Origin of the sequence: Parapedobacter sp. GCM10030251 (assembly GCF_042666505.1) — a bacterium.
Lineage (GTDB): Bacteria > Bacteroidota > Bacteroidia > Sphingobacteriales > Sphingobacteriaceae > Parapedobacter.
The window spans coordinates 25908-39407 of sequence record NZ_JBHTDN010000009.1; the positions used below are offsets into that span (position 1 = coordinate 25908).

The 13500-nt window shown below is 48.2% G+C and carries 11 protein-coding genes; 3 read left to right on the plus strand and 8 right to left on the minus strand.

The features are described 5' to 3' along the window. Positions 1-55 precede the first annotated feature (55 nt). Complete coding sequence (gene purL / locus ACFQRK_RS19560) at positions 56-2278, minus strand: phosphoribosylformylglycinamidine synthase subunit PurL (RefSeq protein ID WP_379009725.1); 2223 nt, start codon at positions 2276-2278, stop codon at positions 56-58. Between the two features lie 80 nt (positions 2279-2358). Here purL and ACFQRK_RS19565 point away from each other — a divergent pair, with 80 nt between their 5' ends. The 3 genes from ACFQRK_RS19565 to coaA are packed head-to-tail and all read left to right on the plus strand — an operon-like array spanning position 2359 to position 4768. Continuing rightward, positions 2359-3414 (plus strand): patatin-like phospholipase family protein, encoded by a 1056-nt coding sequence (locus tag ACFQRK_RS19565; RefSeq protein WP_379009726.1) that lies wholly within the window; start codon positions 2359-2361, stop codon positions 3412-3414. Positions 3415-3438: 24 nt separating this feature from the next. Beyond that, on the plus strand, positions 3439-3810 hold the full coding sequence (locus tag ACFQRK_RS19570; RefSeq protein ID WP_379009728.1) for a methylglyoxal synthase: 372 nt from the start codon (positions 3439-3441) through the stop codon (positions 3808-3810). A 1-nt stretch (position 3811) separates the two neighbouring features. Further along, complete coding sequence (gene coaA / locus ACFQRK_RS19575) at positions 3812-4768, plus strand: type I pantothenate kinase (RefSeq protein WP_379009730.1); 957 nt, start codon at positions 3812-3814, stop codon at positions 4766-4768. On the opposite strand, the gene ACFQRK_RS19580 is transcribed toward coaA, so the two are convergent. From ACFQRK_RS19580 to ACFQRK_RS19610, 7 genes are all read right to left on the minus strand, one after another. Continuing rightward, positions 4765-5664 (minus strand): mechanosensitive ion channel family protein, encoded by a 900-nt coding sequence (locus tag ACFQRK_RS19580; protein ID WP_379009731.1) that lies wholly within the window; start codon positions 5662-5664, stop codon positions 4765-4767. The two genes, coaA and ACFQRK_RS19580, sit on opposite strands and share 4 nt — an antisense overlap. Continuing rightward, a complete protein-coding gene (locus ACFQRK_RS19585) occupies positions 5654-6160 on the minus strand; it encodes a dihydrofolate reductase (RefSeq protein ID WP_379009733.1) in 507 nt (168 codons plus the stop codon). Before ACFQRK_RS19585 ends, ACFQRK_RS19580 begins: the two co-directional genes overlap by 11 nt. A 10-nt stretch (positions 6161-6170) precedes the next feature. Further along, positions 6171-6992: a thymidylate synthase gene (locus ACFQRK_RS19590; protein WP_379009736.1), complete on the minus strand. Its 822-nt coding sequence runs from the start codon at positions 6990-6992 to the stop codon at positions 6171-6173. Positions 6993-7118: 126 nt separating this feature from the next. Further along, the gene (locus tag ACFQRK_RS19595) at positions 7119-10292 is read right to left on the minus strand and encodes an efflux RND transporter permease subunit (RefSeq protein ID WP_379009738.1); all 3174 of its coding nucleotides are present in this window, start codon (positions 10290-10292) and stop codon (positions 7119-7121) included. 36 nt (positions 10293-10328) lie between these two features. Continuing rightward, complete coding sequence (locus tag ACFQRK_RS19600; protein WP_379009739.1) at positions 10329-11411, minus strand: efflux RND transporter periplasmic adaptor subunit; 1083 nt, start codon at positions 11409-11411, stop codon at positions 10329-10331. Between the two features lie 20 nt (positions 11412-11431). Then, entirely contained in the window at positions 11432-12766 is a 1335-nt protein-coding gene (locus ACFQRK_RS19605) for a TolC family protein (RefSeq protein ID WP_379009741.1), read from the minus strand. Positions 12767-12800: 34 nt separating this feature from the next. Further along, a complete protein-coding gene (locus ACFQRK_RS19610) occupies positions 12801-13394 on the minus strand; it encodes a TetR/AcrR family transcriptional regulator (RefSeq protein WP_379009742.1) in 594 nt (197 codons plus the stop codon). Positions 13395-13500: the final 106 nt, after the last annotated feature.

Sequence of the window (13500 nt, forward strand, 5' to 3'; positions counted from 1 at the left end):
CACAAAAAAAGCCCGATATTAAAAATATCGGGCTTAAAAAAAGAAATAACAGCGTTTAATCACCAAGAATGTCGTGAAAAACGCGATCAAACACTTGCTTAGCGTGATCGACCGTATCGTAAAGCTCGCCGTCCACTACAAATCCGTTTTTAGTAACGGCGCCCAGCAATGAGAATTCCGTACCGCTGGCAGCCAACACTTCGACAAAGGATTCCTGCCTATCAGGCTTGACGGACACGACGATCCGCCCCTGAGCCTCACCGAACAGAAACGCATCTTTACGGATTTCACTATCACTATCAATGGCGAATCCCAAATTGCCTGCCATGGCCGATTCTGCTAAAGCGACGTAAAGCCCTCCATCAGCCACATCGTGTGCTGAGATAATTAACTTCTCGCGAATCAGGTGTTTGACAACCTGGTGTGTCGCGTATTCCTCGTCAAGATCGAAATAAGGTGCCGGAGAAGCTTTGACTTTGTGATACGAAGCGAGATATTGAGAAGAAGCAATATCGTTACGGGATTCGCCTATCAAATAAATGTAATCCCCTTCTTCCTTGAAATCAAGCGTCATGATCGCCGATGCATCGGACAGCACCCCCAACATGCCAATGGTAGGCGTTGGAAACACCGATCCGCCATCTGGCGACTGGTTATAGAAGCTCACATTCCCCCCCGTCACCGGCGTCTGGAATTTCAGACATGCCTCTCCCATCCCTTTGATGGCATTCACAAATTGCCAGTAAACTTCGGGAATATAAGGATTACCAAAATTAAGGCAGTTGGTAATCGCCGAAGGTTCCCCTCCCGCACAGGTGATGTTACGCGCCGCTTCCGCTACGGCAATGGCACATCCCTTACGGGGATCCGCATTGACATAGCGAGAATTGCAATCCACCGTCAACGCAATCGCCTTGTCCGTTCCCTTTACGGCCACAACCGCCGCGTCAGAAGGTCGATTGGTTGTTAGATTCGCCGTACCGACCATGGAGTCATACTGATTGGTTACCCATCGCTTGGACGCAATATTGGGGTGGGAAAGCAAGTGCTGCGCCACATCCCGCAAATCCTCTGGTTCCGCAATGTCTTCCATACGGAATTTCTGATATTCGGCAAAGTATGCTGGCTCTTTGTATTCCCGATGGTATACCGGCGCCCCACCGCCTAACACCAAATCATCCGCGGGCACATCAGCTACCAGCTCCCCGTTCATATAATATTCGAGACGCTGGGTATCCGTTACCTCGCCGATAATTGCACAATTTAAATCCCACTTTTCAAATACCGCTTCCACGTCAGCTTCCCGACCTTTTTGCACCACGATCAACATGCGCTCCTGCGATTCCGATAACAGGATTTCGTAAGGCTTCATATTGGCCTGCCGGGTGGGTACCTTATCCAAATCGATACGCATACCGTGCTTCCCTTTAGCAGACATTTCCGAATTGGAACAGATAATACCCGCTGCGCCCATATCCTGCATACCAATAACCGCCCCCGTCTGGATCACTTCCAACGTCGCCTCCAACAGTAACTTTTCCTGAAAAGGATCCCCCACCTGCACAGCCGGTAAATCGTTCACCGAGTCTTCGGTAATATCTTTTGATGCAAATGCCGCACCATGTATGCCGTCTTTGCCCGTAGCGGACCCCACGATATAAACGGGATTTCCCACGCCGTAAGAAGTAGCCGAAACCGTTTCTCCTGCTTTGACAATGCCCGCAGACATGGCGTTTACCAGTGGGTTCACCTGATAGCACTCATCAAAAAACACCTCGCCACCCACCGTCGGGATTCCGAATGCATTGCCGTAATCGCCAATGCCCTTTACCACGCCTTTAATTAACCACTGAGTGCGCGGGTGGTTAATATCGCCAAAACGAAGCGAATTAAGTTGAGCGATGGGCCGTGCACCCATGGTGAAAATATCACGGTTGATGCCCCCCACACCCGTTGCAGCTCCCTGGTACGGCTCCAAGGCCGAGGGATGATTGTGCGATTCAATCTTAAACGCACAACCGAGGCCATCTCCGATATCCACCAGTCCAGCGTTTTCTTCGCCTGCCTTCGCAAGCATATGCGGCCCTTCTTTGGGCAGGGTCTTTAACCAAACAATGGAATTCTTATACGAGCAATGCTCGCTCCACATCACCGAAAAGATAGACAATTCGGTGAAATTGGGTGTTCTTCCCAGTATTTCTGTTATGCGTTCAAATTCCTCGGGCAATAAACCCAATTCGGTTGCGGTATCTACGGTAGTCAGTTCCTGTGTCTCCAAAATATCGTATAATTATGAATGTAGTAAGCGGTACAAAAATAAGTATAAAAAACCTATTTTTACCGCCAAAGCATGAGCTGATGAAGAAAATCCTTTCAATAGATGGCGGCGGCATCCGTGGGATCATTCCCGGAATGTTACTAGCGGCTTTGGAACGGAGACTGAAACGCGTAAGCGGAAATCCCGATGCCGCCATTGTCGACTATTTTGATTTTTTTGCCGGGACCAGTACCGGAGGAATTCTCACCTGTCTATTGCTCTGCCCGGATGGTCAAAACCCATCACGCCCCCGATTTACAGCGAAGGAAGCGTTAGACATTTACCTAAATCATGGCAGTGACATTTTTAAAGCCGGCTTTTTCAGACGGTTAATCAGCAAGTTTGGTCTGCTTAGCGAGCGTTATCCTGCCACAACCTTGGAGCATGTATTGGAAAATTACTTTGGCGAAACCAAGTTGAGTCAATTGCTAAAGCCCTGCATCATTACGGCGTACAACATTGAACTCCGAAAAACACACTTTTTCCGCCAACAAACGGCTATTTTGCGAGGCGATCCGCGTGATTTTTATCTGCGCGATGTCTGTCGGGCTACTTCTGCCGCCCCCACCTATTTCAGGGTAGCCGAAATTTATTCAATGAGTGGCACGCGCTATCCACTTCTTGATGGTGGGGTGTTCGCTCCCAATCCGTCGATGAGCGCGCTGGTAGAGGTTACCAGGGCATTTAACGAAACGAAGATCAACGATATTTCCATCCTTTCCCTGGGTACCGGACGATCACGCAAAGCTTACGACTACGAGCATTTCAAAAAAAGCCGTGCGGTTTCGATTGGCCCCGCTTTGATCGATATCATGATGAGCGGCGCTGCCGAAAGCAGTGATTTCTTTTTACAACAACTGTACAAATCCGTCGGGAAGGAGAAACATTACATCCGCGTAGAACCCAGTAGTTTACACAGCATCAGCGAAGAATTGGATGCGGCAAGCCATAGCAATATCGAGAAATTAGTCGCGCTGGGCGACCGAATGGTTAGCGAGCACAACGACCTGCTGAATCAACTGGTGGAGCGCCTCGTGAAGGAACACGAAAATTCCCAATCGAAAGGCCCGTGGCGGTTTCTATCAACGAAAGGATAACTAAATCTCAATAATTTGAATCAAATGGTTGAACAAAAGACAATTGCGCTCATCGCACACGATGGCAAAAAACCTGAAATGGTCGGATTTGTAAAGGATCACATCGAAGCGCTGCGCACCGCCAAGCTTATCGCTACTGGCACCACCGGATCCTACATCCGAAAAACCGGTCTCGACGTAGAACTCAAACTCAGCGGCCCCAAGGGCGGCGACGCCCAAATTGCCGCCCTGGCCGCAGAAGGACAAGTGGACGCCATAATTTTCTTTCGCGATCCACTCGGAAAACATGCGCATGAACCGGATATCCAAATGCTTATGCGGGTTTGCGATGTTTACAATGTACCATTGGCAACCAATCCGGCCACCGGAGAATTGATCTTGAAAGGGTTACTTTAAAATGGATCATACAGAAAACGGAGGCATGTATTCTCCATTTCGGAACATTTCTCGAGAAGAATGGAAAGAGCTCAACGGACACCCGTCCTATGTCATCGCAGACGCCGATCTTCAAAAATTAAACGCGCTCAATGAGCCGCTGACCATGCAGGAAATCGAGGATGTTTACTTTCCCCTCAGTCATCTGTTGCAAATTCATATCGACTCCTATCGACAGTTGCATAACAACGCCAGTGCCTTTTTTAACAATCATACCAAGCGTTTGCCGTTTATTATCGGCATAGCGGGCAGCGTAGCGGCAGGCAAAAGCACCACAGCACGGGTACTCCAAAAGGTACTGTCGCTATCGGCCGGAAATCCAAAGGTAGACCTCGTCACGACTGATGGGTTTCTCTATCCCAATCACTACCTCGAAGCCAAGGGTATCCTTAATCGCAAAGGATTTCCCGAAAGTTACGACACCAAGCGTTTACTCGGCTTTCTTTCGGACATTAAATCCGGTAAAGAACGCGTGTCGGCTCCGGTATATTCTCACCTGGCTTATGACATCCTGCCCGATGAGCTTCAATGGATAACACAGCCAGACGTTCTGATCGTCGAGGGAATTAACGTACTCCAGGTAAATGTGAAAGGTAAACATCGCGGTCCGCGGGTCTTTGTATCGGATTTTTTCGACTATTCGATTTATGTGGATGCCGATCCCGAAAACCTACTGGAATGGTATACGCAACGGTTTCAATGGTTACGGAAAACCGCATTTCAAAATACCGCGTCCTACTTCCACCGTTATGCCGATCTCAATGAAAAACAAAGTGTCACCGTCGCAACGCGTATCTGGAACGAAATCAACAAACCGAATCTGCTCAAAAACATTCTGCCGACGCGTTTCCGCGCCGACCTGATTCTTGAAAAAGGCAGCCATCATTTTGTTAAAAGTATCAAAATCCGAAAAGTTTAACGTTGCAATTTTTCAGCGGCCTGCGCAGCATCGTAGGTAATTACCTTAAGGTAAAGATCATTACGGAGCTTCCGCCGCAGACCGGTATCTTTCTTTGCCGTGGTTAATTGGAATTTGTAGTGTACAAAATCCTTGCCTACTCCCACCACCTTAAGCTGAAAACTGCCCGGCACGACATCTGACGCATATTTCTCCAATACCGACACCAAATCTTTCTCCAACGTCTCCGGATGGTACGAATGCGCCAACGGAAGTTCGAAATCAATGGTAAGTTTCTTCGAATTCTGGAGCGATTGATTGATGATATTAACCGTAAACGCCGTGTTGTTTGGGATCAATACAACGTCGTCGTCATCGTTTTTAACCATGATATTCGCCAGCGTAATATCCATAATCTTACCTTGATGTTCACCGATACGTACTGTGTCACCAATGGTAAACTGATCGGAAAACATAATCAGTAATCCGCTGATCATGTTGGTAATGTAGTCCCTGAACAGCAAAGCGATGGCCATGGCGACAATCGTAATACTGGTCAAAAATTCTTTCGGATTGATCCCGAAGGCCCACATCAACCCCAAAACGACAAACACCACATTCAACAACGTAGCGATTTGGTTGATTCCCAATATGTAATTGCCCCGAACCCGGTTATTCTTCTTGTTTTGTCGCTGGTATAGAGAAATAAAAATAAACCGGCCAATCGAAATCACGATGCTCCCTGTGAGGAAGGTGTTCAAGCCGTACGCTATTTGTCCCAGGTGCGGATAAGTACGGTACAATTCGATCTCCGTTGCAAAAGAGTAGGCGATCAGCATCCAAAGCACCACCTTTAACGCAAAAAAAAGCCGGTCACGCACGGCCCGTCTTTTCATCATGTCGGAATCATGCGTCATGTTTCCTCCGTTCGTACACTTGAAAGCTATATCCATACGCGTGCCGCTCGTCCGGATTATGCTTTTCTTCTGAAACCAGCACCCAGTCGCGTTCATCCAGGCTGGGAAAATATGCGTCTCCCGGCAAATTAGCATGCACACGGGTGAGGTATACCCGATGGGTAATGGGAAGCGCCTGCCGATAAATCTCCGCGCCACCTACGATAAACACTTCCGTTTCATCCGCGCAACGCGCCAATGCGGCTTCCAATGAATGGACCACTTCGGCACCCTCCAGGACATAATTTTTTTGCCGCGTAACCACCAGGTTCCGTCGGTTCGGCAAGGGCTTGCCAACCGACTCATAGGTCTTGCGTCCCATGATGACTGCATGGCCGGAAGTAGTCCGTTTAAAAAACCGGAGGTCATTGGGTAAATGCCAGAGAAGTTCGTTATCTTTTCCGATGGCATTGTTGTCGGCAGCGGCTACAATGGCCGATACGAAACGGTTATCCATATGCTACGATTTAAACAGCCACAGGTGCCTTGATATGCGGATGGGGTTCGTAATTCGTTAATTCGAAATCTTCATACCGAAACGCGAAGATATCGGTGACCGATGGATTAAGACGCATCGTGGGCAACGGCTTGGGTTCGCGGCTTAACTGCAATTCCACTTGATCGAAATGGTTTTGGTACAGATGGGCGTCGCCAAAGGTATGGATAAAATCCGCCGCTTCCATGCCGCACACTTGGGCGACCATCATCGTGAGCAGCGCGTACGAGGCGATATTGAACGGCACCCCCAGAAAAATATCCGCACTGCGTTGATACAACTGACAGGAAAGCTGTGGCTTTAGCTGCCCTTTGGCAGGATTTGCCGGCGCCACATAAAATTGGAAGAACGCATGGCACGGAGGCAACGCCATGTTTTCAATTTCAGCTACATTCCATGCGGAAACGATAATCCGGCGTGAATCCGGATTCGCTTTCAGTTGCTGAATTACCTTTTGGATCTGATCGATATGCCCCCCGTCGGGCGTGGGCCATGAGCGCCATTGCGAACCGTATACGGGCCCCAGGTTTCCAGCTTCATCAGCCCATTCGTCCCAAATGCTTACGCCATTGTCCTTAAGATACTGGATATTGGTATCGCCTCTGAGAAACCAGATCAACTCATGGATGATGGACCGAAGATGTACCTTCTTCGTGGTTACCAATGGAAATCCTGCTTTGAGGTCAAACCGCATTTGGTAGCCGAATAGGCTGCGCGTACCCGTGCCCGTACGGTCTTGTTTATCCGTTCCATTCTCGTATACGTGACGCATCAAATCGAGGTATTGCTTCATGGTAAATCCTGCTTTTATGGTTGGTAAAGATAAGCAGATTTGATGGCTCACACCAAAACAAAAAAAAGCCCGCTGAAGTACAGCGGGCAGTGAACAGATAAATCAACTCATCAACGAGGTAATCCATTATACCGGTTCGTCTTCATACTCTTTCACATCCTTGTGATCATAGGCTTCTACCAGAAGCTCCTCAATGGGTTTCCCCTTCTTGTCAAGGCCAAAATAATGCAGGATGTTATCCACAATCTGGTAAATTACCGGAACCACAATCAGCGTCAGGAAAAGGGAGCTCAGCAAACCGCCAATAATTACCCAGGCAAGTCCGTTTTTCCATTCCGCACTTGGTCCCGTGGCGATGGCGATGGGAAACATCCCGAATACCATGGCTATGGTCGTCATGAGAATCGGACGCAACCGGGCGTGGTTGGCTAAAATAAGTGCCTCCCGGGTCGATTTACCTTCCGCCTTGAGGTGATTCGTAAAATCGACGAGGATAATGGCATTCTTTGCCACCAGACCGATCAACATAATGAGCCCTAAGATGGTAAAGATGTTCAGCGTATTGTTTGTAAGCGCCAATGCAAGAAATGCCCCGATCACCGCCAAGGGTATGGAAAACATCACCACAAGTGGGTAAACAAAGCTGTCGTAGAGGGCTACCATGATAAAATATACAAGTAGGATCGAGCTCAGCAAGGCAATCCCCAGCGTACCGAAACCTTCCGACTGCTGCTCCATGTCACCACTCCATACATAGCTCACGCCACTCGGTATACGAAGCTCCGGAAGCTGGCTTTCCAAGTCGGCCGCTATCGCGCTGACCGGCCGGCCCACAACCTGCGATTGTACCTTCACGGAAGTACTCTTGTCGCGTCGCTCCAACTGGCTCGGGCCGGAACCCTCATGTATTGTCGCAAACTGCGACAAGCGAACCAACTGGCCGGCATCGTTTGTGAAATGCAGATTGCTCACGTCCGCCACGTTCTTCCGGTCATAGTCATCAAAACGGATGTTGATATCGTACTCATACTCACCTGAACGGAATTTACCGTCCGTGTTGCCGTTAAATGCGGTTTGCATGGTAGCACCTACCGTTTGCAGATTCAGGCCGAGTGCCGCCATCTTATCGCGATCCACCGAAACCGCGATTTCCGGCGTACCGCCCTCTACAGACAGCTTTGCCTCAGACGTGCCGGGAATTTTGCGCAACCGTTCCAATATACCTTCTGCATAGGTCATCACGCTATCCAAATCCGATCCAATGACTACCATTTCGAAAGGCGCCTGCTCAGCGAAACCCACGATACTGATTGGCACCGTCTTTATTTTTGCACCGACCAGCACCTTTTCCATCTCGCGCTTCAACTTTGCCGCAAAGATATTACTGGGTTCATCGCGGCCTTCACCGCGCGCGACCAGTTTAACCGTAATTTCCGATTTATAGGCCGTGGCTTGGGTTCCTGCGAAACCGTCACTGGATTGGCCCACCGTGGTGATAAGCGAGATAACCTCCGGCTTTTTGCTAATAAATTCCTCTGCCTTCTGCGTCATCTGATTGGTTTGCTCAATCGAGGCGTCCTTCGGCATCTCAATTTGAACCAGGAATTCTCCCCGGTCCCCCTGAGCAAAGAACTCACCGCCGATGTAGCCGCCTATAATCAATCCAAACGAAGAAAAGAGCAGGACGGTAATCAGCCCGAGCGTGATGATTTTGTGATTAAGCGACCACTTCAGTACGCCGGTGACCCACCGGGTAAACCGGTGCAGTTGATTCTCAAACCAGAGGACGAAGCGTCCGAAGATGTTCCTGTCGGATACCCGCTCCAATTTTCCGAAACGTGACGTAAGCAGCGGCACAATCGTAAACGACGCCAACAAACTCAGCATGGTTGCAATCACGACGACCACACAAAACTCACGCAAGATGTCCGAAACCATACCGGTACTGATGGCAATCGGTAAAAACACCACAACGATAACCAGCGTGATGGAAATAACCGTAAATCCAATTTCCTTCGCCGCATCATACGACGCCCGGACCTTGTTTTTTCCCATTTCCATGTGCCTGTAGATATTTTCGATCACCACAATCGCGTCGTCTACCAGGATACCCACCACCAAAGATAGGCCCAGAAGCGACATTAAGTTCAGGGTATATCCGAAAAGGTTAATCCCAATGAACGTCGCTATCAACGACGCAGGAATAGCCACCATTACGATAACGGCATTCCGGAGACTGTGCAGGAAGAAAAGCATTACGACGGCTACCAATACCACCGCCAAAAACAAGTCGAATATCACCGCATTGGCCGATTCCAACGTATACGTAGAACTGTCATTTGCAATTTCAATGTTCAGCCCCTCATTTTTATACGTGTTCATCAAATTGGCGATGATCGCTTGGGTGCCCCGGCTAACTTCTACCGCGTTCGCATCCGATTGTTTGAGCACCTGCACAAGTAAAGCGCTCCGCTGGTTTACACGGGCGATTTTTTCTACGTCCTTCTGTGTATCCTGGACGTCCGCAATGTCCCGGATCCGGACCTGCGCACCGCTTGGTGTCGTCAGGATCACCATATTACGCAGTTCATCGACCGACTTATATTTTCCGGCCAAGCGTACAAGGATGTCCTGGTTTTGGGTTTTCACACTACCAGTCGGAAAATCCAGGTTGGATGTCAAAATTGCCTGTTGTACCTGTAAGATGGATAAGCCATATCCTTCCAGCTTCGAAGCATCGATACTGACTTGTATTTCCCGTTCCTGGCCACCAATGAGGTTTACCTGAGCCACGCCCGGCACGCGGGATAACACCGGCTGAATACGTTTATCGACAAGGTCGTAAAACGCCGCATCGTCCATATTGGCCGTGGTGGCCAGCGAGAGAATGGGCAAGTCATCCATCGAGAACTTAGCCAACGACGGCGCTTCGGCATCGTCCGGCAGTTCCGATAAAATGGCATTCACCTTACGCTGGGCGTCGTTGAGTGCATAATCGACATCCGTGCCCGCATTCAGCTCGATAATCACCATGGATAAGCTTTCAAACGAGGTGGCGTCTAATTTTTTGATGTTTTCCAACGACGCTACGGCATCCTCAATCTTCTTGGTTACCGTGTTTTCCACCTCGCTGGGTGACGCCCCTGGGTATATCGTGGTGATAGACACCACACTAGGCGTAAATTTGGGGAGCAGCTCGTAATTCAACGAGAAGTAGCTCATAATGCCCAACAGGGTCAACGCGGTGAACACCACGATGACGATGGATGGGCGCTTTATTGATATTTCTGCTATCTTCATGAGTTAAGATATGAAATGTGAGACATGAGATGGAGCTTATCCTTGATTGCCGGTTGAATCGAGCTGTGCATCAACTTTTGCACCATCTACCAAATTGATCTGTCCACTGGTAATCACGGTTTCGCCTTCTTCCAGGCCTTTTACGATTTCCACTTGTTCACCGAAAATTCTTCCGGCGACTACCTGGCGCACGGTCGCCGTACTGTCGGCGCTCAGAACGTACACCTGATTGCTGTTTACGCCGCCCACAAAGGATCCGCGTGGTATCAAAATGGTCGGTTCCTGTTGCGGGAACTTGAAGTGTGCCGTACCGTACATCCCCGCCCTCAATTCGGATGCCGTGCTGTTATCCACGGTAATTTCTACGGGATAGTTCAAGGTGTTGTCGGCCTTCGCAGCGATGAAAGTCACAGTGCCGTTAAATTCCTTTCCCGGGAAAACGGTACTCGCAATACTCACCTTATCGCCTACTTTCAGGTTAACCACCTGCGTTTCGTTGGCGGTCACTTTCAATTTTAACTGCGAAAGGTCGACGATCTCGAACAGCTCGGTACCCGGCGACAAATAGGCGCCTACTTCTACGCTCCGGCTATTGATAATACCGCTGATCGGGGCTTTGATATTGGCATCGGCCACCCGCCGATTTTCCTGCTGTAACTTGATCTCCGCATTTCGTAATTGCAACTCGATCTCGTCCAGTTGAGATTTGGTTACACCGCCGGTTTCAAACGAGCTTTTATACCGGGCATAATCCGTCTTTAACTTTTGCAGGTTCTCTTCGGCAACTTGCCGGTCCAGGTTCGTTAGCTCGGGATCAACAAGCGCCAATACCTGCCCACGGCTTACGCGCGCACCTTCTTTCACCAGAAGTTTGGTGATCCGGCCGCTGACTTCCGAAAGCAGTTTCAAATCCTGGTTTGCCGCAAAATTTCCGTTTGCCGAGAAGTCAAGCACAATGGGTTGCTTACTCACTTTGGCGGCCTTAACCACAATGGCTCCGCCCGTTTCAGCAACGACGGCCGTCTTTGCCTCGTTTTCCTTTTTGTTATTGCTTAATACCCATCCGATAAGGGCTAATACCCCAATGACGACAACGATGGTAATGATGATTCGTTTCATTTGTATAAATTGATGATGATTTACTCGCTTATTAATGATTTGATTTGTCCGTTCGATTTCTTTAGCTGTATCTCGGCGATTTTATAATTTAACAGTGCCTGTGTATAGCTATTTTGAGCTTGTGTGAGCGCATTTTCCGTATCCAGTAGGTCGGTCAACGCAGCAAGGCCATTATTATAATTGTTCTGGGTGCTTTCATACACTTCTTGCGCCAGTTGCATGTTCTCCCGTTGCGATCGGATGGTGTTCAACGCATTCTTCAGCTGGATCTTTGCATTTTCATTTGCCAGATTGAGCGACTGCTTCATGTTAAACAAATCTTGCTCTGCCTTCAGATAATCAACTTTGGCCTTTCCCATCCGTGCACGTGTTGCAAAGCCATTGAATATCGGAATCCGAAGATTCAGCCCCACAACGGCTGCACCGAATGTTGCTGCCATGGGATTTTCCGAACTCTTATACAAATAATTAAACCGGTCGGTCATCGTCGTATAATTATAATTACTCACCAACGACAACGTTGGGAAATACTCAGCCTTATTCGCCTTATATTGCAAATCCAACAATTCCAGTTGCTTGGTTAGCAGTTGTAACTCAATTAAGCGATCCAGCCGGCCGCTGTCTTCTTCAAAATCGGCTAATTGCGGGATTTCTTTCAATTCCTCCTCAGCAAGGACAATTGGCGTTTCGATGGGCATACCCATTGAAAATTTCAATTGATTCTCCAGGAGGGAAACGCCATTGATTAGTTCCTCCCGTTGGTTCTCAAGATTCGTAATGTTTACCTTAATACGATCTACATCGATCTTTTTCGCGAGTCCATTTTGGTATTGATTGGAAACAATTTCATTGATCACCCGAATATTCTTGAGATTGGTATCAATGACGCTAAGTTGTTCGCGATTAACTAAAATCTGATAATAATTGGAAGCCACCGTTTCAATGACCTGCTCTTCTGTCATATTAGCGGCCAAGCTATAATAGTCGCGCGTCGCTTTGGCGGCTTTCAACCCGGTAAATACCTGTTGATTGAACACTTGTTGGCTTAACTGGGCTCCGAATCGAGAATCCCAGGGTTGACCAATGGTCACCGATTGTCCGGCAAATACCAATTTGCCGATCACAGGGTTATAATTGAGCGCCGCTGACCCCTCGACCTGAGGCAGGGCATTTGCCCTTACTTCAGCTACTTGATGCTCGCCTCCTTCAACATCCAGATAGGCCTTTTTAATGGACTCGCTATTTTCCAATGCATATTGCAGCGCATCCCGTAACGTAAGCGGCTCCTGAGCCGAGGCCGAATGCACTCCCCATAAACCAACGATCGCTATCGCCAGAACTTTTCGTATATTCATCTTCGATATATTCATATGACTTTTAATTCGAACACTATTTTTTTATGCCATTGATAAAAATGGCTGCGGCTTGTTTTTGTTTATCGAGGATCGCTAACAGTTCATTACGATCGATCAACGTATGCGGGACCGCGCGATCACAAAACATCGCAAGCCCCCGTATCATGGCAACGTACAGTTCAGACGTAGAAATAACGTCAAATGTTACAAGTTCACCGCCGTCAATCCCCTTTTTAAATATCCTTGAAATTGTCTCAACTTCCCGCTTGAACATCTTCTCCGAAAGCTGCACCCACTTCTCATCGCTGATATTCATTTCCTGCAAATTGAGGATAAGCATATAATATTTTTCGACATATTCTTTTTTGATATCCAGCATGCGAATTAATAAACTGAGCGTGTCGTCGATGGTCTCCAATGCCTGATTAATCGTTACATCACTTTCCTCGATGATCTGATAGACGATAGCTTCTATCAACGAAAACTTGTCCGGAAAATAGTAGTACAAATTTGCCTTGGATAGCTTTAAATCGTCGGCGATTTCACTCATTGTCGTTTTCGCAATACCGAAGTGAGAAAACCGTTTTAATGCAGCACCGATAATCTGATCTCTTTTCTCGTCCACCATGCTGTTTTTACCTTTCTACCATTTGACTATTTTTAAAAATTGGTCAAAAGTAAAAGTTTGCTTGCAGTCCACCAAAAAAAGATGCCGGATACGGCATATTCTCACG

Coding starts and splice junctions, on each gene's coding strand:
- ACFQRK_RS19565 (WP_379009726.1), top strand. CDS start 2,359: ATGAAGAAAATCCTTTCAATAGATGGCGGCGGCATCCGTGGGATCATT.
- ACFQRK_RS19570 (WP_379009728.1), top strand. CDS start 3,439: ATGGTTGAACAAAAGACAATTGCGCTCATCGCACACGATGGCAAAAAA.
- coaA (WP_379009730.1), top strand. CDS start 3,812: ATGGATCATACAGAAAACGGAGGCATGTATTCTCCATTTCGGAACATT.
- ACFQRK_RS19580 (WP_379009731.1), bottom strand. CDS start 5,664: ATGACGCATGATTCCGACATGATGAAAAGACGGGCCGTGCGTGACCGG.
- ACFQRK_RS19585 (WP_379009733.1), bottom strand. CDS start 6,160: ATGGATAACCGTTTCGTATCGGCCATTGTAGCCGCTGCCGACAACAAT.
- ACFQRK_RS19590 (WP_379009736.1), bottom strand. CDS start 6,992: ATGAAGCAATACCTCGATTTGATGCGTCACGTATACGAGAATGGAACG.
- ACFQRK_RS19595 (WP_379009738.1), bottom strand. CDS start 10,292: ATGAAGATAGCAGAAATATCAATAAAGCGCCCATCCATCGTCATCGTG.
- ACFQRK_RS19600 (WP_379009739.1), bottom strand. CDS start 11,411: ATGAAACGAATCATCATTACCATCGTTGTCGTCATTGGGGTATTAGCC.
- ACFQRK_RS19605 (WP_379009741.1), bottom strand. CDS start 12,766: ATGAATATACGAAAAGTTCTGGCGATAGCGATCGTTGGTTTATGGGGA.
- ACFQRK_RS19610 (WP_379009742.1), bottom strand. CDS start 13,394: ATGGTGGACGAGAAAAGAGATCAGATTATCGGTGCTGCATTAAAACGG.